The sequence below is a fragment of the Amycolatopsis sp. QT-25 genome (assembly GCF_029369745.1).
Classification (GTDB): domain Bacteria; phylum Actinomycetota; class Actinomycetes; order Mycobacteriales; family Pseudonocardiaceae; genus Amycolatopsis.
Window position 1 is genome coordinate 4811031 of the sequence record NZ_CP120210.1, and the last position, 18355, is coordinate 4829385.

Annotated in this window: 23 protein-coding genes; 4 read left to right on the forward strand and 19 right to left on the reverse strand. The window is 67.9% G+C overall.

The annotated features are described in order from the left end of the window. Positions 1–60 precede the first annotated feature (60 nt). The 3 genes from P3102_RS22325 to P3102_RS22335 form a co-directional block, all read right to left on the reverse strand. Positions 61–780, reverse strand: a complete 720-nt coding sequence (locus tag P3102_RS22325) for a DivIVA domain-containing protein (RefSeq protein WP_276361452.1) — start codon at positions 778–780, stop codon at positions 61–63. A gap of 791 nt (positions 781–1571) precedes the next feature. Next, positions 1572–2534, reverse strand: coding sequence for a TIGR03557 family F420-dependent LLM class oxidoreductase (locus tag P3102_RS22330; protein WP_276361453.1), 963 nt, complete (start codon positions 2532–2534; stop codon positions 1572–1574). 74 nt (positions 2535–2608) lie between these two features. Further along, entirely contained in the window at positions 2609–2839 is a 231-nt protein-coding gene (locus P3102_RS22335; RefSeq protein WP_276361455.1) for a hypothetical protein, read from the reverse strand. A 727-nt stretch (positions 2840–3566) separates the two neighbouring features. Here P3102_RS22335 and P3102_RS22340 point away from each other — a divergent pair. Then, positions 3567–3716: a hypothetical protein gene (locus P3102_RS22340; RefSeq protein WP_276361457.1), complete on the forward strand. Its 150-nt coding sequence runs from the start codon at positions 3567–3569 to the stop codon at positions 3714–3716. A gap of 142 nt (positions 3717–3858) precedes the next feature. Here the strand turns inward: P3102_RS22340 and P3102_RS22345 are convergent, their stop codons facing one another. The 16 genes from P3102_RS22345 to P3102_RS22420 all read right to left on the reverse strand — a co-directional run bounded on the left by P3102_RS22345 (position 3859) and on the right by P3102_RS22420 (position 16882). Continuing rightward, the gene (locus tag P3102_RS22345; protein WP_276361458.1) at positions 3859–4206 is read right to left on the reverse strand and encodes a hypothetical protein; all 348 of its coding nucleotides are present in this window, start codon (positions 4204–4206) and stop codon (positions 3859–3861) included. Continuing rightward, positions 4191–4511 carry a hypothetical protein gene (locus P3102_RS22350; protein ID WP_276361460.1) on the reverse strand — a complete coding sequence of 107 codons (321 nt, stop codon included), beginning with the start codon at positions 4509–4511 and terminating at the stop codon, positions 4191–4193. Before P3102_RS22350 ends, P3102_RS22345 begins: the two co-directional genes overlap by 16 nt. Further along, positions 4508–4633: a hypothetical protein gene (locus P3102_RS22355; RefSeq protein ID WP_276361461.1), complete on the reverse strand. Its 126-nt coding sequence runs from the start codon at positions 4631–4633 to the stop codon at positions 4508–4510. The genes P3102_RS22350 and P3102_RS22355 overlap by 4 nt, the downstream gene beginning before the upstream one ends. Before the next feature lie 71 nt (positions 4634–4704). Next, positions 4705–5340, reverse strand: coding sequence for a LysE family translocator (locus P3102_RS22360; protein ID WP_276361463.1), 636 nt, complete (start codon positions 5338–5340; stop codon positions 4705–4707). A gap of 126 nt (positions 5341–5466) precedes the next feature. Beyond that, positions 5467–5688, reverse strand: a complete 222-nt coding sequence (locus P3102_RS22365) for a hypothetical protein (RefSeq protein ID WP_276361464.1) — start codon at positions 5686–5688, stop codon at positions 5467–5469. Beyond that, positions 5688–5912, reverse strand: a complete 225-nt coding sequence (locus tag P3102_RS22370; RefSeq protein WP_276361466.1) for a hypothetical protein — start codon at positions 5910–5912, stop codon at positions 5688–5690. The genes P3102_RS22365 and P3102_RS22370 overlap by 1 nt, the downstream gene beginning before the upstream one ends. A gap of 432 nt (positions 5913–6344) precedes the next feature. Beyond that, a complete protein-coding gene (locus P3102_RS22375) occupies positions 6345–6629 on the reverse strand; it encodes a hypothetical protein (protein ID WP_276361467.1) in 285 nt (94 codons plus the stop codon). 314 nt (positions 6630–6943) lie between these two features. Continuing rightward, the gene (locus tag P3102_RS22380) at positions 6944–7360 is read right to left on the reverse strand and encodes an Imm1 family immunity protein (protein ID WP_346660139.1); all 417 of its coding nucleotides are present in this window, start codon (positions 7358–7360) and stop codon (positions 6944–6946) included. Then, positions 7348–7911 (reverse strand): DddA-like double-stranded DNA deaminase toxin, encoded by a 564-nt coding sequence (locus P3102_RS22385; RefSeq protein ID WP_346660140.1) that lies wholly within the window; start codon positions 7909–7911, stop codon positions 7348–7350. Before P3102_RS22385 ends, P3102_RS22380 begins: the two co-directional genes overlap by 13 nt. 511 nt (positions 7912–8422) lie before the next feature. After that, complete coding sequence (locus tag P3102_RS22390) at positions 8423–8758, reverse strand: hypothetical protein (RefSeq protein WP_276361470.1); 336 nt, start codon at positions 8756–8758, stop codon at positions 8423–8425. 52 nt (positions 8759–8810) lie between these two features. After that, entirely contained in the window at positions 8811–9176 is a 366-nt protein-coding gene (locus tag P3102_RS22395) for a hypothetical protein (protein ID WP_276361472.1), read from the reverse strand. Between the two features lie 190 nt (positions 9177–9366). Further along, positions 9367–10371, reverse strand: coding sequence for a 2,3-diaminopropionate biosynthesis protein SbnB (gene sbnB, locus P3102_RS22400; protein ID WP_276361473.1), 1005 nt, complete (start codon positions 10369–10371; stop codon positions 9367–9369). 77 nt (positions 10372–10448) lie between these two features. Further along, positions 10449–12692 (reverse strand): lantibiotic dehydratase, encoded by a 2244-nt coding sequence (locus tag P3102_RS22405; protein ID WP_276361475.1) that lies wholly within the window; start codon positions 12690–12692, stop codon positions 10449–10451. Between the two features lie 20 nt (positions 12693–12712). After that, positions 12713–13639, reverse strand: coding sequence for a threonine/serine dehydratase (locus P3102_RS22410; protein WP_276361477.1), 927 nt, complete (start codon positions 13637–13639; stop codon positions 12713–12715). Next, complete coding sequence (locus P3102_RS22415; RefSeq protein WP_276361478.1) at positions 13636–15930, reverse strand: lantibiotic dehydratase; 2295 nt, start codon at positions 15928–15930, stop codon at positions 13636–13638. The genes P3102_RS22410 and P3102_RS22415 overlap by 4 nt, the downstream gene beginning before the upstream one ends. Then, the gene (locus tag P3102_RS22420) at positions 15923–16882 is read right to left on the reverse strand and encodes an ornithine carbamoyltransferase (protein ID WP_276361480.1); all 960 of its coding nucleotides are present in this window, start codon (positions 16880–16882) and stop codon (positions 15923–15925) included. Before P3102_RS22420 ends, P3102_RS22415 begins: the two co-directional genes overlap by 8 nt. Positions 16883–16914: 32 nt before the next feature. Here P3102_RS22420 and P3102_RS22425 point away from each other — a divergent pair, with 32 nt between their 5' ends. The 3 genes from P3102_RS22425 to P3102_RS22435 are packed head-to-tail and all read left to right on the forward strand — an operon-like array spanning position 16915 to position 18346. Beyond that, on the forward strand, positions 16915–17109 hold the full coding sequence (locus P3102_RS22425; RefSeq protein ID WP_276361481.1) for a hypothetical protein: 195 nt from the start codon (positions 16915–16917) through the stop codon (positions 17107–17109). 29 nt (positions 17110–17138) lie between these two features. After that, entirely contained in the window at positions 17139–17759 is a 621-nt protein-coding gene (locus P3102_RS22430) for a response regulator transcription factor (RefSeq protein WP_276361483.1), read from the forward strand. Further along, a complete protein-coding gene (locus tag P3102_RS22435; protein WP_276361484.1) occupies positions 17756–18346 on the forward strand; it encodes a LuxR C-terminal-related transcriptional regulator in 591 nt (196 codons plus the stop codon). Before P3102_RS22430 ends, P3102_RS22435 begins: the two co-directional genes overlap by 4 nt. Positions 18347–18355: the final 9 nt, after the last annotated feature.

Sequence of the window (18355 nt, forward strand, 5' to 3'; positions counted from 1 at the left end):
CAGCGAGGCTCCGGTGGTTTCGACGACTCGCGGTAGCTCTGGCGAGTACCAGATCCACCATCATCCGCTGATTGTCGCGCCGGTCGGCGAAGTCCCGGACTTGTCCTCGACTGAATCTTCGGGCTTGGCTTCACCATCGAAGCGGTGGCGCAATTCTTCGACAGCGTGGGCGATTTGGCCGAGTTCGGTCAGCACAGCCCGATTGACCGTGCGGATGGCATCGGCTTCCTCTTCCGCGCGGGAGAGAATGAGCTGCGCCTCGCGACGAGCGGCCCGTTCGATCGCCTCGCGGGTCTTTTCCGCCTCGGCGGCCGTTTTCTCGGCTGCCGCCAGCAGTACGTCGCTTTCCTTGCGAGCCTGTTCCTTGATCTCCAGGGCTTCGGTCTTGGCGACCGCGAGAATCTTTTCGATTCGCCTCCCCAAACCGTTGGCCTGGTCCGTTTGCGCGGTTCGAGGCGCGGGAACCTGGGCTTTCGCGAGCCTGCGCTCCGCCGCCCTCCGCGCCTTCTCCTGCCGGTCCACGCGTTTCTCCGTCGCCCGCACGTACTCGTCCACCTGGCGGCGATCGTAGCCACGCAGGACGATCGGGAATCGGACGTCGGACTCCGTTGTTTCGTCGGCTTCGGACAGCATACTTTCCATGCGCCCAGTGTCGGCCAAGACAAGGGGACCGGCAATCCGAAACGTGCTGTCGGCACTACCCGAGAGCACTTTCGGGGCGTATTCCCACGAAGAAAGAGGCATCGCCGCGGCGAACCGGCAGACGTGACGACCGGTCACGTGCATTCCTCTCCAGGGCGCCGTTCATTCCTTGACGGAGGCGCACCGATCTGGACAGACAGGCCATGCCGGTCGCCACCAACGAGCGACGCATGTCGGTTCGCACAGCACTTTCCCACTGAACCATCCGAAGACGGCAGTTTCACCCATACCCGGTCGATGGTGTTCCGCCTTCCCTCCCCCTGCGGAAGTGGGAATACGTCACCGTTATCGCCCTGGACCAGGTTCGCCGTTTGATCGCACCCATATTGCGTCAGTCCACGACAATGATCGAGGCCGCATCAGCAACCAGATCCAGCCGCTATCAGCCCCCTGATCGAGTGCCGCCTTCGTTCTGCAGGGGGCTCACACGAACCGACCTTCGATGCCGGGTATTGTCCTCCTGATCGTGTCACGAAGCCTGCTTCACTGGAAACGAACGTAAACCGGTATACCGGGCGAGGCATCTCGAACCCACGGGTTTCCGCCCGGCGTACCCGAGAGAGCGAACATCCCTTGCCGTGACCCCTGGAAAGCAGCCCCGAGGTGTTCACGGACAGGTGAAAGTGGGCCCCGGTGCGGACTTATCGACTTCACCTCTGGTCGAGCCCAGGTTCGAGTCATCGGTGCGCCGACGCACGATCCGCTGATTTCACGATCCGCAAGCGTCAAGCGCTTACGCGAAGTTTCTTCGCTTACGCGCCGAGTCTTGTCACCCAGGATGTGGCCGCCGAGGCAGCCGAGCCGCCGGCGTGCGAGGTCCAAAGAGTCACACGTGACCTACCGCGTTCTTCTCGGCTGCTCCTGTCGAGTCACGCGCCGCGGGACAGGCGCGGAAGTACGTCCGCTTTCCAGCCGTCGAAGAAGGCGTCCTGATCGGGCCCGATCTGCTGGACGTACACCTCGTCGAAACCCGCGTCGACGAACGCCTGCACCTTGTCCAGATGTGCCTGCGGGTCCGGGCCGCAAGCGAACTGGTCACGCACCATCTCCTCGGTCACCAGCTCCGCCGCGGCGGTGAAGTCGGCCGGATTCGGAAGTGTCGACGGCAGCTTGCCCGGAAGCAGTTCGTTGCGCCACCGTTGATGCGCGGTGCGGACCCCGGCCGCTTCGGAGTCCGCCCAGCAGACCTTCATTCCACCCTGCACGAGGCGGCCACCTCCACCTTCTCGCCGGTAGAGATCGACCAACTCGGCATCTGGGGAGACCGTGCAGAACCCGTCCCCGGCCCGTGCGGCGAGTTTGGTGGCGGCGGGCCCGAACCCCGACACGAAGATCGGCACCGGACGCTCGGGCAGGGTGTAGACGCGTGCGTGGTCGACCGTGTAGTGCGTGCCCCGGTGACTGACCACCTCACCCGAATGCAGGGCACGAATGATCTCGATCGCTTCTTCCAGCATCTCGAGCCGGACGGGCGGAGGCGGCCACTGCTCCCCTGTGACGTGCTCGTTCAGCGCTTCGCCGGTGCCGACTCCCAGGGTGAACCCGCCGCGACACTGCACTGCCGCCGTGGCCGCCGCCTGGGCGACGACGACCGGATGCGTGCGGATGAGCGGACAAGTGACCGCCGTCGTGATCGGCAACGACGTCACCTCGCTGAGCGCGCCGATGACCGACCAGACGAACGGGCTCTGCCCCTGCTCCTCGATCCAGGGGTGGAAATGATCGGAGATCCACAACCGATCGAATCCGGCCGCTTCGGCCTTGCGAGCCTGCTCGACCAATTCGCGCGGGCCGAACTCTTCGCACGAGAGAAAGTATCCGACGCTCACCATGAGCCTGGGTTTCCCTGGATGATCATCGGTAAACCCGGCGGAGGCGGAATCGGCTCGCTTCCGACTCCGGCCCGTTACCGGGACAGGCGGTTCGCCAGCAGCCGCTTGCCTTGCTCGGCGCCTTTGCGGCTCTCCGCCTGGGCACGGTTGAAGAAGTCGGCCAATTCTTCGTCTCCGTCGCGCTCGGCGTCCTTCGCATACGTCTCCATGCGCAGAGCGTTGGACAGACAGGCTTCGGTGAACCAGATGAGGTTGTAGTGCTTGTCCTTGGTGCCGGTGACTTCGCCGGTCTCGGAGTTCGCCACGATGGCTCCTTTGCTCGTCGAACCGACCGGATACCCGGCAGACACGGTTTCATACGCGGCCGAGGGAAACCCACTGTCGGTCCCTGTCGCGGAGCGGTGCCGAGACGCGCCCGCCCAGTGAACGAATGGCGAAAGCCTTTCACTCTGGGTGACAGGCTTTCTGGCGCTGAGGTTTGCGTGAGTTCTGAACCCTGATCGTGTGTCATCCTGTCGTGATTCCGCCGAGAACGTCGAATCGAGCAAAAATCGCCGACCCTTCCCGCGCGAGACGTGATCGGCGACCTCTTCGGTGGATGAGCGAGGTCACCTTCGCCATAGCCCCCGCATGGTCGCAGCACGTCCGGCGGAGGACTTCGCAACCGAGCGCCCCGTCGACTCGCGCCCCGGTCGCTGTGGAGCCGTGTCTCGTCCCGGATTCTCCGTGGTGCCGAGAAAGCTTCGACCCGGCAGATCCTCCAGCCGTTCGAGGCCGACACGCAGGACATCCGAGTGCACTGCCCGGTTTGGTGGCGGGCCGGCTCGGGAAGTACGTGCACATGTCGAGACCGGTGGACGAGCAAGCGACCCCGACGGAACGACGACACCGAGGCCGAAGGTGGGTGTCGAGCCACGGCGGAGTGATGAGTCTTGCCGCGGCGGTGTTCTTCGGCGCGATGGGCGTGGGGTACGGCTCCGACAAAGACGGTGAAGTGAGCTGGGTGAACCCGGTGATGGCGGGAGCATCGGCGTGGTGTTCGGTGCGTTGCTCGGCTATGGCCTGTCGATGGAAGTCCGTGATTCGAAACCGAAAGGCGCGCGACGCGTGCTGGTCGTCGTCGGGCTGGTGTTCTGTGCCGCGGTAGTCCTGGGGATGCGGTACCTCCGATACCGGACGTGACTCACCGCGATCGTCGTGCCGAGCACACGGACCCCCCGGCAGGGACGACGGTGGCACTTCCCCCGCTGCGCGCGACAAAGCATGGCGTTTCGCTTCGAGCCGTCGAGCACACGGTGAAGGGGTGAGCCGTCCGCGTATCCGGTCAGTGGCGCTGAGCCGTGACTCGTGGCCCGCTCAGCCCCAGGGTCGCGAACGTGCCGAGGACGGCGGCCCCCAGTGCCACGAAGATACCCGCGGGCAGATCGGGGGTGTCGTGGCCGAGCGCGACGGTGCCGATCACCGTCGTGCCGAGCGCGGAGCCGAGTTGCGGCGCGGTGTTGAGCAGGCCGGACGCGATGCCGCGGTCCGTCTCCCCCACCACGGCCGTCCCGGCGTTCGTCGCCGCCACCGAGGCCGAGCCGAGACCGCTTCCCGAGATCGCGAGTGACACCGCGAATCCCGCCGTCGAACCGGCGCGCAGGGCGATCAGCCCGATCACCAGTGCCGCCACGACAGCGCCGAACGAGCCGAAGGCGACCGCTCGGGCACTGAGCCGGTCCAGCAACCGAGTGCCGAGCCAACTCCCGCAGACGACACCGAAGCTGAAGGGGCGATCAGGAATCCGGTCGTCCCGGCCGGCAAACCTTGCTGCTGCTGGAAGAGCACGCTGGCGGGCGTGGTGGCGAAGGTCAGCGCGAACGCCACCGCGAGCGCGGCGTCGAACCGCAGGGCGCCGGCCAGACGCGCCGGGACCAGCGGCTCGGTGGCCCGCCGCTCGACCACCACGAAGCCCGCCAGCAGACCCACGGAGATCACGAGGGCGATCGCGCGGCGACGACCAACCGGGCCCCGGCGCCGTGCAGATGCCGCACCAGATGCCCGCCGACGAAGCCGAGCCCGCCGGGGACGACGATGGTTTCCTTTTCTTCGGTCGACATGTTCGTTCCTCTATCGAACGCGATGAAGTCTTTTCGGCAGCACGGAACACCGCTGCCGGGCGAAAGTCGATTCAGCTGCTGATCGCCAGCGCGCCGCCGAGGCCGACGAGCGCCGTCCCGGTGACCCGGTCGAGCACCTTGCGCGGGCCGCCGCGGCGCATCAGGCCCGACAACCGGGCCGTGAGCAGCACGAACAGTCCCCACCAAAGGATCCCCAGTGCGATGTCCAACCCGCCGAGCAACAGCACCTGGGGCGCCACCGCGGCGTCCCGGTCGATGAACTGGGGCAGCACGCTCACGAAGAAGAGGGCTGCTTTCGGGTTGAGCACGTTGGAAAAGAACGCCTGGCGGAAGATCCGCGACGGGCGTTCGGCCACCGGTTCGTCCGCTTCCTCGGCGGGCTTCCCGTTCGCCGGCTCACTCTTCCAGGACTTCCAGAGTGCCTGTGCCCCCAGGTAGACCAGGTACGCGGCTCCGACGAGCTTGAGCACGGTGAACGCGATGGAACTGTGGAGGAGAGCGGTCGAAACGCCGAGGGCCGCGGCCGTCATGTGCACGGCCAGGCCGCACTGGACACCGATCGCCGCGACGAATCCGCTGGAGCGCCGCCGCGCCGCATAGCGCAGGATCACCATCCAGTCCGGGCCCGGAACGACGTAGGCGACCATGACCACGCCGATGAACACCGCCAGCGTCCCCGCGCTCATCGTCCTCCCTCTCCCGGATTTCTTCGCACGCCTCGCCCGTCCGTGTTCCCGATCATGGGCCGCTCCAATCACCCGTCCGGCGGCCCTCGGATCGACGCCACTCGGAAGCAGGTATCCGGCATCGGCTCAGCCCTGCCGCGGTTTCGCGATGGAGAATCGGTACAGCATCTCCACTTCGTGTCCGTCGCCGAGTTCCCCGGTGCCGAACAATTCGCTGATCTCCGATTGCCCGTCGTATTGGGCGACGGGTTTCCGCATCAGCATGATGATGGCCCTGTTGCCGGGGTTGACCGTCGTTTCGAAGGTCCGCGCGCCTTGGGCGCGGACGCGGCGGGTGATCTCGTCCATCATCGCGAACGCGAGCCCGGTACCGGCCGGTCCTGGTTGATCGCCGACTGCCAAGCGAAGTAAATGGCCGGATAGCGCGGCGGCCGGTACCCGGTGACGAAGCCGAGGATCGCGCCGTCGTGCTCGGCCAGCAGGGACGTCGACGCGAAATCGCGGCACCAGATCAGATACGCGTACCGCGTGTCGACGTCGAGCCGCCCGGAACGGCGGACGAGATCGTGCACGGCGGCCGTCCCCGGCCGTCGACGGCCGCAGGGTCACCTGCCGCGCGGTCGGTCCGGTGAGTACGGAGGTCATCGTGCCGCCTCGATTCGTGCGGTCACGGCGGTTCGAGACAGGACGGGGCGTGCTCGCCGTTCCACGTCGCGACCCGGTCCGTCGGTTCGTGTGGCTGGCTGTTGAAGCCACGCCAGGCCCTTCGGCGATTTCGCGCCTGCCTCCGACTTCAGCACGCCAAGTCTGCTTACCTCTCGATAGAACGCTCATTGCCACTCACGGCCACAAGCGGTCAAGCACCGCACGCCCGATCGCCGCATGGCGGGTATCGCCGAAGATTTCCTGCTCTCGCTCGTCGCTATCGTCCAGCGACTCGGGGACAGCACGCCGGACTTGCTCCCGCCTGCACAGCGCAGGCGAGTGCGGGCCGCTTTCCGTGTTCAGCGTCTCCGGGTGGGAGTGCGGTGCGGGGCTGTCGGCCGCTTCGCGGTCGTCGTGGTGCGACGAGTCGTGGTCCGCGTCGTCTCGGGCGTCGGCTGGGCCGTGGTGGTCACCGGGGTTTCCGGCGGTGACGACGGCAAGGTCTTCACGGGGCCTGTCGCCACCGTCTTCGGGATCTTCGGGCTTGTCGCGGGCACCACTTGGCCAGTCCCCGATCCGCCTCCGGCGCACGCGCCGAGCACCATGCCCGCGCCCACGACCAGGCCACACCACCACACCCGCATGGCTCGGACCCTAACAGCCGTCACCGACGGATCGATCTTCCTCACGACGGAAAGAAAAGCGATGTCCCGGCGGCCTTCCCAAGGAGCCGAAGGGCGAACGTGTCGCGCCCGGACGCGGGAGCGTGCCTTCCCACGATCCGGCTCAGGACCGGCGTTCGTGGATTCCGAGCCGATGGCTTCCTTCACCACATCGAACACAGCGAAAGTCGAGTTTCAACTGGTGCAGTGAAAAGATTAAGACTGTTTGTGCAGGTCAGAGGCTGCAGAAGCGCAACGAGGTATGGCGCGTGCATGCCACAGGAGGCATGCACTCGTCAGAAGTCGTCCGCTTGCCAGTCGATGCCGTCCGGCCGCTCGCCGCCCGTGGACAGGAACTGGTGAGCGGCCTTCCTGACCTCGGAAATCGGCAGTTCGGCGTCCTCCGGGAACTCGGTGTCCGAGCCCATGTAGTAGTAGATCGTTTCGGCGTCGTCCGACTTGGCGCCGCGCGAGTAGTACGCATCGACTGAGGGATCGGTGGCACCGGAGCAGTAGAGAACACCCCGTCCGCGGGCACCGTCCAGCCCGACGTTGAGCACGGCGCGCCCTGGGTCGCCAGCCACGGTCAGCTCAACGAGGTTGGGGCGCCGCGTTGCTGCTAGGACGTCAAGAACCGCGTCTAGATCTGCGGCGGTCTCGACCTGCGTAGGTCCGGGTGCTTCACGATCGAACCAGGCCACTAGTGCCACCACGGGCGGGCTCCTCCCTCATAACGCTTGACATATGGCGTGCCGTCCGGCTCGACACCATGGACCGTGAGCGCGGACCCGTCCGGCAGCAAGATGGGGACCAGGGTGTCACAGCTCAAGAGGCCTTCGCACGGGACATTATTGATCACCACCGTCGCCTCGGTGATGCCCTCGTGAGCCATCCTCGCGGCGAGCTTCATCTCGACGTCCGACGTCCTCAACGGCTTCCGCGGAATCCCCTTTTCCTGAAGTTGCTTCATGGCGAGGGAAGCGTCCTCGTCGCGCCCGCTGATCGTCTCGCGCACCGTGCCATCCGGGCCAACCCACCGCCCATGAGTCTTGCGGCCGCGATCATCGGGCTCAATGGGGTCGGGGAGCTGCCGTCTCAACCGCTCGACGTTCTCGTTTGTCAAGCGCCCCGGCGAGCCTGCTTTCCGTCTATGAGTTGCGGGCTGCGCCCCCGCGGAAGGAGACGGCGGGTTGGACCTAGGCCTGTTCATCTCTGCGATGTAGCCCTGAACGCTGGCAACCTGCTGTTCAAGGTGCCGGACCATGGTGCGAATCTGTGACTCAATCTCGACGTAATCCTAGGCAATTCAGAGATAGCTGAACCATCGGTGACCTGCCTCAGCTCAACTGCTATCTCAGCGTGCGTCTCAGCCGTCGCGGCCAGCGCGGTCACTGCCTGCTTGGTGGTCTCGACTGCTTTTCCGAGGGTGCCGAGATACTGAGCGAGAGCGCTTAGCTCACTGCCCATGCGACCACTCCGCCCCTTGTTCGCGATCAACTCGTCCGACAAGGTTGCGCGATCCGGTATCGCCCGGATCGTGACTATGGGCCATACGTGACGGTAGCTCTTTGTAAGGCGTCAAGCACACCATGTTGCAGACGCCTCTCGGCCTGAGAGCCTGTTCAGCTAGGATGAGTCCTATCCTTTCGCGGTGAGGGCCGCCCCCTTCGGATCGCCGAGCCGGGCCACGATCAGCGCGAGTTTCCGATCGCTGATGATCGGCTACCAGACTCCCTTGCCGACGATCTTTTTGCGGAACACCCGCAACCCGGCGATCACGGGGCCGAGCGCGATGTTGCCGACCTTGGACACATTCCACTCCCGAGCAAGGAATGCACCCACTGTTCCCGGTTCAGCTGCTGCGCGACCTGCGACGGAGTGTCTTCCCGCATTCGCACCAGCGCCTCATACGCCGCCTCTTGCTGCTCGGTGGATAGCACGTCGATGAACTTCGCCCAGCCGGGCTCGTCCTTCGACAGGCGCTGCAACTTCTTCACGTGATCCGTACGCCACGCATGACCGTGAGCGCACGGCACACCCGCCTCGATCAGCTCCCGCACCAGCACGGACGCGTTCGGTTCCTCGATCAGCCGATCCACGATCGCCTCCACGAACGGCACCGTCTCCGGATCCACCTCGCGATACGCCTCACCCGTCCGCTGGTCATAGACGATCTGGTAGCCATAGCCCAGCGGACCAGCCCACAGCCCTTCCAGCGCGCGAGCCTCGACACCTCGGCGTCCGCCTGCGGATCTTCTCCGACTCCCGCTCTGCGTCCACGGCGTCCTCGGCGGTGTCGATCCGGTCGTCCGGATCGTTCATGTCATAGGCCCAGTAGCCGCCGACCTTCTCCAGGATCTCCCGCAGCCGGGCGAATATCGACAGATTGCGCTGAGCCCGCGAGTTCTCCCACGTCCACAGCAGGTTCGCCCGCCCCGTCGACAGCAGGCGCAATGCCTCGGTGCAATCCTGCCGCTCCTCGGTCGCGTACCGCGATGCCGACAGGTTGTGGTCCAGCAGGACCGCCACGACAGTGATGCTGGACCCGCGTTTCCGCAGGTCCAGCACCTTGATCTACTTGGGTGTCGTTCATGAGTTCGGGAACCTGAGTTGAAAGGCCGCCAAGGGAGCCATCACCCCACCGGTACACCCCGAACCCCCCGATATCTCGGGCCAGGCACGCCACCCGATTCAGTGGTGTGGCCGCCGGGACAACGGTCTATCCGTCGAGTACCCCGGTACCGAGGAAGTCGGGAACGTGCGTGCCCAGGCCGCTTTCGCGGGCACGCCGGTGGACGAGATCCGCGAGGGCGAGGTCCAGCGCGCCGAGGCCGAAGGGCGAGAAGACGGTGAGGGTGTCCGGGTTTCGCCGGTAGCGATCGCCGTCGAGGAGGAGTTCGCCGAGCGAGTGGGCGATGAAGTCGCGATTGCCCGCCCGCTGCTCCGCGAGATGCAGTGACGTGGCGGCCCGGCAGACGTGGTCGGCGTCATCGACGACGTTGGTGCTCGCCAGGATCGTCTCCGGGGTGAGGTCGCGCAGCGACAAGTGCAGGATCAACGATCCCGGCCGACAGCGCGAGACGTCCAGATGCGGGACCGTGGCGCTGGTCGCCAGGCACACCAGCGGGTGTGCGGCGAGGGCGTCCTCGACTCCGGTGGCGACGTCGACCTTCATCTCCGGCCAGCGGGTGGTGCACCGGTCCGCGAAAGCGCTCGCCCGCGCGGGGTCGAGGTCGAACAAGGTGACCGAATCCAGCCCGGCGTACAGGGCACGCAGGAAGGTCAAGACCTCGAAGTTGATCACGCCGCAGCCGATGAGGGACACCCCGGCGCCGGTCGCGCCGAGGGTGGCGGCGGCGACCGCCGCGCTCGCCGCGGTGCGCCGCGCCGAAATGGTCGCGCCTTCGAGGAACACCTCGGGATGGCCGGTCCGCATCGAATTGAGGATGATCGCCGCGGACGCCCGGTCCAGCCCGGATCGGACGTTGCCGGGGAACGACGACACCCACTTGACGCCGGCGACCGGCGCCTCGGGCGTGTCCAGGTACGCGGGCAGCGCGATGATCCGGTTGCGCTCGTCGCCGGGGAACCGCAGGAACACCGAATGCGGAACGGCGGACCGGCCCTGGGTGTGCAGGACATAAGCCGCGCGCACGGCCGCCAGCACTTCTTGCTCCGCACCGTCGAGAACGCGCCGGACATCGCCTTGGGACAGGATCAGCATGTTCTCAGCCTGACGCGCCGTGGCCGGCTTTCGCAGGGAAGAAAGCGCAGAGAATCGACCGGGGATTCTCCCGGTGGTCAACGGTGCACGGCGACGAATCGCAGTTCTGCGGTGTACCGGTTTCCTTTGTCGTCGGTCAGCCACGCTTGCTCGGGCGAGGGCAGCATTTCCGTGATCGACAAGCGGCCGGCCGGGTCCTGCCGCACCAGCCGTCGGACCGCTTTGGCGAAAACACCCACATAGACCGGAGCGTCGAAATCGACGTAGAACGGACGAGGCTCTCCCGGCGAGACCACGAAGACGAATCTCGGCAGCCCGAGGCTTTCCCGCCACCTGCGAGCCAGCACGAATCGCCGGGCCTCCGACTTCTCCGACACGAAACCCAGTGATTCCGCCGGAACCGACCACGACTCCCGTGCCACCACCAGCTTGTCCACCGTCACCCGAGGGGAATGGTCTGCTTCGGGCATGATCCGGAACAGGTCCATCGCCAGCGTGGTCAGCACGTGACCGAACGCGTCGAGCGCGTCGAACTCCGCGCCGTCGGGCAATACGGCCATCAGCCGGTCCCCTCGCGCTTCCACCAGGACCTCGGCGCTCGACACGGCCCGCTTCCGCTCCGGGTCGACGGTATGGTCCACCAAGGCCACGTAGTAGTCCTCCGGCCGGTCCAGCGAATAGCGGATCCGGGCGGAGAGCCGGGACCTGTGTTCCTTGGGCAGCATCGGCAGCAAACGCGGACCGGGGAAGTCGGCCGCGGTTTCGTCGAGCAGCTCACCGCGCGCCGGATGCTGGTGGACGAACAGCGAAGCACCGAGGGTGTTCGACGCGACGTGCAGTTCGCCGAGCACCCACTCGGTAGCGGCACCGGGAACGACGAAGACGTCGGGACTGAGGTAGCGGGCCATGTCCCAGCCGGGGACCGGATCGCCGAACTCGTCCCGCACCCGGTCCGCTATGTCCACAAAGGACTTCCGGACGCGCCGGGCGCCATCGGGGACGTCGAGGACGCGTGCCCACCGGGTGGCCAGCTCCCGACGGAGCGCCGCGGCCTCGGTCACCGCCGTACCGTGCAGGATCGGCATGCACGCGAACCAGAACGCGGCCAGGTCGACGGGCCCGGCCGCCGCGAGACCGGTGTGGACCTTCCGCGCGTGACCCAGCACCGTGTCGGCGAGCCGCGCGGTCAACCAGGTCGCGCTGGTCAGCAGCAGGTCGATCGGCTTGAGCTCGGCCAGCAGATCCGTGCCGAGCCGCGTTCGCGCCGCCCGGACACAGTCGGAATAGACCAGGCCGCGGCACGGGGCGGTGTTCGTGCCCTTGACGCGAGTGGCGGCCGAACCGGTCGTCGCCGTGAAGTCGCTCTCCAGCGCGGCGAGTTCGACGGGCAGCTCCGCGGCGGTCGCCGTCCGGACCCGGTCACGGCCGCGTTCCAGTGCGTCCAGCCGGGTGAGCCACTGCTCACGGAGGCGGATATCGCCGACGGACGCCAGCCAGCTCCGCAGGTACCGCTCGGGGTACGCGCTCGCCGGGACGTCCAGCCGCCAGACGAGGACCTTGAGCCGCACCAGCTCCGTCACGGCGGCGGCCACGTCGATCGCCGGACCCAGTTCGTGCTGGATCGCCCGCGCCGAGCGGACTCCGTCGCACAGTTCGAGAACGGGACGGAGTTCCGCGGGAATCACCTGGGGGGATCGGCCCGGCAGACGAACCAGTTCGCCGGTCACCCGCACGAAGGGCACCCGGCGTGGCGCCATCCAGATCCGGGAGCGCGGATCGGCACTGATCGCGCGGGCCACCACGTCGACCGCCCAGCCGGCGAAGTAGACGTTCGACGTCGTGATCAGCGCGGAACCGGGCTCGACCTCGACTCCGCTCGCCGCTTCGTCCCAGCGGCCCCAGCCCACCGGTCCGAAGAAACCGATCGTGTCGTTCTTCACGCAGAACCGCTGCCAGTACTGCGCCACCAGTTCCTCCCGCTGGCGAGGCTTGCTGGTCCGGCCCGCCACCGACGGCTCCCACGCGAGGAAGGACTCCACACCGGTTCGCCAGATGGTGGAGTTCTGCCATTCGACGGCGGCCCGGAATCCGGGCGAGGACGCGATCGCCTGGAGCTCGACGGCCGTTTCCACGGCCGTGGTCGCGAACTGCTTCTCGAACACGTCCCACGCCGGACCGGACAACCGCACGTCCGCGCCGAGCCGGTCCGCGGCCGCCGCCAGTCCTCGCTCCGCGAGCCTCAGCACGCCTGCCGCGGGGAATCCCGCGCCACGCACCGCGAACTGGTCCCACAGCCGCCACTTCCCGCTCAACCAGACCATGTCCGCAACGCTCCTCGGGGCTATCGGATGTCGGCACGGCAGCGCCGCGGGGTGTTCCCACCGGACACGATGGCGACGGCGCGGCCGGTGAACCGCCTCCGCAAGGCACCGGCGAGGGCGACGCTCCCGCTCGGTTCGGCCTCGACCCCGTCGCGACGCAGCAGCGCCATCGCCGCCAGGATCTCTTCGTCGGTGACTTCGATCAGCTCGTCGACCCGGCGTCGGATGATCGGGAACGGGATCTCGCCCGGCCGCTGCCCGCGCAGCCCGTCGGCCACGGTGCGGGACGGCGGCAGCTCGACCGGGCAGCCGGCCGCCAGCGAGCGGGCGTAGCGCCGGGCCGTCGCCGGCTCGACGCCGACGATCCTCGGCGCTCCGCGCAGTCCCTCGGCGGCCAGGCACACGCCCGCCAGCAGCCCCCCGCCGCCGGTCGGCACGAAGATCACGTCGAGGTCCGGTACCGCGTCGAACACCTCCAGCCCGACCGTGCCCGCGCCGGCGACCACCGACCGGTGGTCCGAGGACGGCACGAACGCCGCGCCGGTACGGGCGGCGTGCTCGCGCGCGAACCGGTCCCGTTGGGCCACCCCTCCCGGCACCTCGATCACCCGCGCGCCGAGCCTGCCGATGATGGCCGTCTTGTCGGCGGCCGCGCCATCGGCGACGACGACCGTCACCTCGACGCCCAGCTCCGCGCCCAGCCGTGCGACGGCGATCCCGTGATTGCCCGACGAGCCGGTCACCACGCGGGCGGTGGCGAGATCGAGCATCGCGTTCGCGGCGCCGCGGGTCTTGAACGAGCCGCCGTGCTGCAGATGTTCGGCTTTGAGCAGGATTCCCGGCAGGCCGTCCGGCACCAGCAGCGGTGTGTGCCGGATCCGGCCCGCGGTCCGCCGTGCCGCCGTCAGCACGTCCGCCGCGCCGAGCCGGGGTGCTTCGACGGTCATCGGACGGACTGGTCGACCGCGACGAAGCGTAGTTCGGAGGTGTACCGATTCCCCTTGTCGTCGGTCAGCCACGCCTGCTCCGGTGACGGCAGCATTTCCGTGATCGACAAGCGGCCCGCGGGGTCCTGACGCGCCAGCCGCCGCACCGCCTTCGCGAAGATGTTCACGAACACCGGGGCGTCGAAGTCCACATAGAACGGACGAGGCTCCCCGGGCGCCACCACGAACACGAACCGCGGAAGCCCCGCTTCGGCACGCCACCGGCGAGCCAGCACGAACCGCCGCGCCTCCGACTTCTCCGACACGAAATCCAGGGATTCCACCGGAACCGACCACGACTCCCGTGCCACCACCAGCTTGTCCACCGTCACCCGGGGCGAATGGCCGTCGAGAGGCCGTAGGGCGAACCGGTCCATGACCCGGTTGGTCATCGCGTTGCTGAACACGTCGAGCAGGTCGAATTCCGCGCCGTCGGGCAGCATGGCGACCAGCCGGTCATCCCGGTCTTCCACCAGGACGTCGGCGCTCAGCACCGTCCGATCCCGCTTCGGGTCGACCGTGTGGTCCACCAAGGCCACGTAGTAGTCCTCAGGCCGGTCCAAGGCGATCCGGCTGCGCGCCGACCATCGCGGCGGCTGCTCCTTCGGCAGCATCGGCAGCAGACGCGGACCGGGGAAGTCGACCGCGGTCTCGGCGAACAGCCGCCGGGCGTCCGGATGCTGCATCACCCACAACGAGGTGCTGGCGGTGTTCATCGCGACGTGCAGTTCCCCGAGGACCAGCTCGAAGTTCCCGCGCGCCACCTCGTCGGCGTCGTCGGCCACGACCAGGACGTCGGGGCTGACATAGCGGGCCTGTGGCCAGCTCGGACCGGTTTCCCCGAACTCGTCCCGCACCCGGTCCGCGATGTCCACACTGGACAACCGGACCCGCCGGGCGCCGACGGGGATCCGCAGGATCCGCGCCCAGCGTTCGCGCAGCTCGTCCTGGATGCGGTCGATGTCGGTGATCGACCCGCCGTGCGGGGCGGGCAGGCACTCCATCCACAACGACGCAAGATCCACGCTGCCGTCCCGTTCGCGCAGGCGGTCGTACGCCTGCCGGACGCGGTCGCCGACGGCCCGTGCGAACCGGCCCGTCATCCAGCGGGCGGCGGTGAGGCACAGGGCGAGCGGGGTCAACTCGTCGCGGATCGCGGCGCCGATCCGGACCGTGGCGGATCGGCGGCAGTCCGCGTAGATCAGGGCCCGGCACGGTGCCGTGCGCGTGCCCTTGGCGCGTTGCGCCGCGACCTGGGTCAGCGCCTCGAACTCCTTCTCCAGCGCGGTGAACGCCGCGGACAGGGCGGTGGCATCGGCACCCGCCGCCTTGATCCGGTCCCTTCCGTGTTCGAGGACCGCCACTTTGGCCAACCCGTCCCGGCGCAGGTCCGGGTCCGTGATCCGCTCCAGGACCGATCGCAGGTACTGTTCGGGATACGCGCAGGTGGGCACCTCCAGCCGCCATACGATCAGCCGTCGCCGCACCAGTTCGTCCAAAAAGGACATCACGGTGTCTTCGATCGCCCCTCGCCCGAGCCCCGCCGCGATCTCCGAGGGACGACGGGTTCCGTCGCAGCGCGCGAGGATCTCCCGCTCCAGCGGCTCGAGCCGGTCCGGACGCCGTCCTGGCATCCGCACCACGTCCCCGGTGACCCGGACGAACGACACCCGGCGCGGCGCGATCCAGGCGCGCAGCCGCGGGTCGGCGCCGACCGTGCGGGCGACCGCGTCCACCGCCCAGCTCGAGAAATAGACGTTCGACTCGGCGATGAGGCCGGATCCCGGCTCGACGACGACCCCTTCGGCCGACTCGTCCCAGCGGCCCCAGCCCACCGGTCCGAAGAAGCCGATCGTGTCGTTCTTCACGCAGAACCGCTGCCAGTAGTGCGCCACCAGCTCCTCGCGCTCGCGCCGTTTGCTGGTACGTCCGTCCACCGAAGGGTCCCACGCCAGGAACAGGTCGATGCCCCGGTGCAGGAGGGCGGGGTTCTGCCACGCCACCGCGGCTCGGAAAGCAGGCAACGCGGCGATCTCCTGCAGTTCTTTGACGTTGTCCACCATCGCGCCGGTGAACAGTTCTTCGAACGCGGCCCACGCCGGGCCCGCCCCGTCGGCGAGTCCGTCCGCCGCTTCGGCGAGCCCGAACGGCGCCAGCCGCAGCACACCGGCGGCGGGGAAGCCGGGACCTCGCAGGGCGAACTCCCGCCACAGCCGCCATTCGCCGCCGGGCAGCAGGACGTCTTCAGGCATCGCGCACCGGATCTTCCCGGGTCTCGGTGCCCGCGCACCACGCGAGCACGGCTCGGGCGCTGTGATACTTGTTCTCGGCCAAGGTGAACGCGAGGCTAGCCGGTCCATCGAGGACTTCCGCGGCGACCTCCTCCCCGCGATGTGCGGGGAGGTCGTGGAGGAACACCTCCGCGCCGGACTCGGCCATCACCGCCGTGCCGACGTGGAACGGGGCGAACACCGCACGCCAGTCCGCCGTGTGTTTGACCGTTCCGGTGGTCTGCCACCTTGTGGTATAGACCACGTCGGCCTGCGGGAGGTCCGCCATGTCGTGTCGCTGTTCCACCAGCGCGCCACTGCGCTTGGCGTTGAGGTCGGCATGGTCGAGGAACCTTCGGTCGAGGCCATAACCCGGTGGTGTGCGCAAGTAGAGGGACGTGTCGCGGTAGCGGGACAACGCCAGAGCCAGCGCCGACGCGGTGTTGTTGCCCTCCCCGACGTAGAGCACGCGCAGGCCTTCGACCCGGCCGAACCGCTGGGTGAGCGTGGTGAGGTCGGCGAGGGCCTGGGTGGGATGCTCGTCCGCGCACATCGCGTTGATCACCGACATCCGCCTGCTCACGGCGTAGGCACGAAGCTCGGCCTCGCCGCCGGAGGTGCGCACGACGAGCATGTCGAGCATCCCCGACAGCACCGCGGCGGTGTCCTCGATGGTCTCGCCGGTGTTCTCCTGAAGATCACCGGGGCCGTAAGTGATCAACTTCGCGCCGAGCCGGAGTGCCCCCGCCGAAAAAGACGTCCGAGTTCTGGTGGAGGTTTTGCGAAACAAAATACCCGCAACCGAATTGCGTAACGGGCGTTCGTCCGTCCGGTGGCCGAGTGCGTACTCGACGCCGCGACCGACGATCCATCGCAGGTCTTCGTCGTCGAGATCATTGAGGGAGATCAGGTGGCGGCGCGCTGGTTCGGCCATGAGAACCTCCGAGGTGTGCTCGCCTCAGCCTGGTGCCGGAGGTGTTGGCCTGGCAGGGAAAGAGCGGCAGCATCCGCGCGGGCACCGGCTGCGCGTTTGTCCCTGCGGCTACGAACAGCGTCGTGACTACGGTGAAATTCACGCGAAGTGAGCAAGAACGCATCGCGGAAACTCTCGATTTCATGCTTAGTGAGGAAGACAACCGGCCTGCCACCCGCTCAAAATGAGCACCGGTCGGACGGGGAAGGGGAAAAGGATGGGAGAGCCCGCGAGGGTGAGTGTGGACGCGGCCGATCCGGTACTCGAAGCGGGTATCGGCTGCACACTCAACGGCAGCCCGGAGCTCACCGTGGTGACGAACGGTGAGGAATCGGACGCCACGGTCGTGGTCGTCGACCTGGTGGACGACAAGGTGCTCGACGTGGTGCACTCCATCCGGAACCAACCGCATCGGCCCGAGATCGTGCTGCTGGCCACCGAACTTTCGCCGGGTGAGGCGCTGCACGCGATCGCGGCGGGCGCGCACGGTCTGCTGCGCCGCCGGGAGGCCACCGCGAACCGGCTCTCCCGCGCCGTGCTCGCCGCGATCGTCGGTGACTGCACCATGCCACCGGACCTGATCGACCGGGTGCTCGAACAGGGCATGGAGAACCCGGCGCCCGACGCGCCGCAGACGTGGGCGCGCGGCGGGCTCAACGAACGCGAGCACGCCGTGCTACGCCTCGTCGCCGAAGGATACGAGACCGACGAGATCGCCCGGCGGCTGTCCTATTCGGCGCGCACCGTGACGGCCGTCGTGCACGACATCACCCAGCGGTTCAGGCTGCGCAACCGGGCACACGCCGTGGCCTACGCACTACGGGCCAGGTTGCTGTGATCAGTGTGCAGGTCCACGCCGGAGGCGCACTCGTCCGGGAAACCGTGGTCGAGAAGTTGCGGCAGGCGGGGATCCTCGTCGCGGCCGCGGCGGACACCGTGGTGGTGGCCGCCGGCGGCACGATCGACGAGGCGTTGAACGCCTGTCCCGCCACCCGCCGCTCGGCGGGTCATCGGTTGATCGTCGCCGCGGACACGCTCAACCCGGCCGGTGTCCTCCGCGCCTTCCGGGCCGGGGCACGGATCCTGTTGCAGACTCCCGAAACGACGCCCGCGCAGTTCGGCGCCGCCGTGCACTCGGCCATGCACGGGGAAAGCAGGCTGCCCTACGGGCTGCTGGTCCGGTTGCTCAGCGGTGGCGCCGAACTGGCCATGCCCGTCGGTGTCCACCCGGTCGCGCCCTTGACCGAACGTCAGCTCACGGTGCTCACGCTGATGGCGGACGGGCACGGCAACGCCGACATCGCGCGGAAACTGTCCTGTTCGGAGCACACCGTGAAGAACGTCATCTACGAGCTGATGGCGCGGCTTCAAGTGCGCAACCGTGCCCACGCGGTCGCGCACGCGGTCCGCGCCGGGTTGATCTGACCGGCGGGC

Bases quoted from the DNA above. Each gene is read 5' to 3' on its own strand.
- P3102_RS22355 (WP_276361461.1), bottom strand. From the start codon at position 4,633: ATGTCGACCGAAGAAAAGGAAACCATCGTCGTCCCCGGCGGGCTCGGC.
- P3102_RS22375 (WP_276361467.1), bottom strand. From the start codon at position 6,629: ATGCGGGTGTGGTGGTGTGGCCTGGTCGTGGGCGCGGGCATGGTGCTC.
- P3102_RS22385 (WP_346660140.1), bottom strand. From the start codon at position 7,911: ATGGTCCGGCACCTTGAACAGCAGGTTGCCAGCGTTCAGGGCTACATC.
- P3102_RS22365 (WP_276361464.1), bottom strand. From the start codon at position 5,688: ATGGACGAGATCACCCGCCGCGTCCGCGCCCAAGGCGCGCGGACCTTC.
- P3102_RS22415 (WP_276361478.1), bottom strand. From the start codon at position 15,930: ATGCCTGAAGACGTCCTGCTGCCCGGCGGCGAATGGCGGCTGTGGCGG.
- sbnB (WP_276361473.1), bottom strand. From the start codon at position 10,371: ATGCTGATCCTGTCCCAAGGCGATGTCCGGCGCGTTCTCGACGGTGCG.
- P3102_RS22405 (WP_276361475.1), bottom strand. From the start codon at position 12,692: ATGGTCTGGTTGAGCGGGAAGTGGCGGCTGTGGGACCAGTTCGCGGTG.
- P3102_RS22410 (WP_276361477.1), bottom strand. From the start codon at position 13,639: ATGACCGTCGAAGCACCCCGGCTCGGCGCGGCGGACGTGCTGACGGCG.
- P3102_RS22420 (WP_276361480.1), bottom strand. From the start codon at position 16,882: ATGGCCGAACCAGCGCGCCGCCACCTGATCTCCCTCAATGATCTCGAC.
- P3102_RS22360 (WP_276361463.1), bottom strand. From the start codon at position 5,340: ATGAGCGCGGGGACGCTGGCGGTGTTCATCGGCGTGGTCATGGTCGCC.
- P3102_RS22430 (WP_276361483.1), top strand. From the start codon at position 17,139: ATGGGAGAGCCCGCGAGGGTGAGTGTGGACGCGGCCGATCCGGTACTC.
- P3102_RS22330 (WP_276361453.1), bottom strand. From the start codon at position 2,534: ATGGTGAGCGTCGGATACTTTCTCTCGTGCGAAGAGTTCGGCCCGCGC.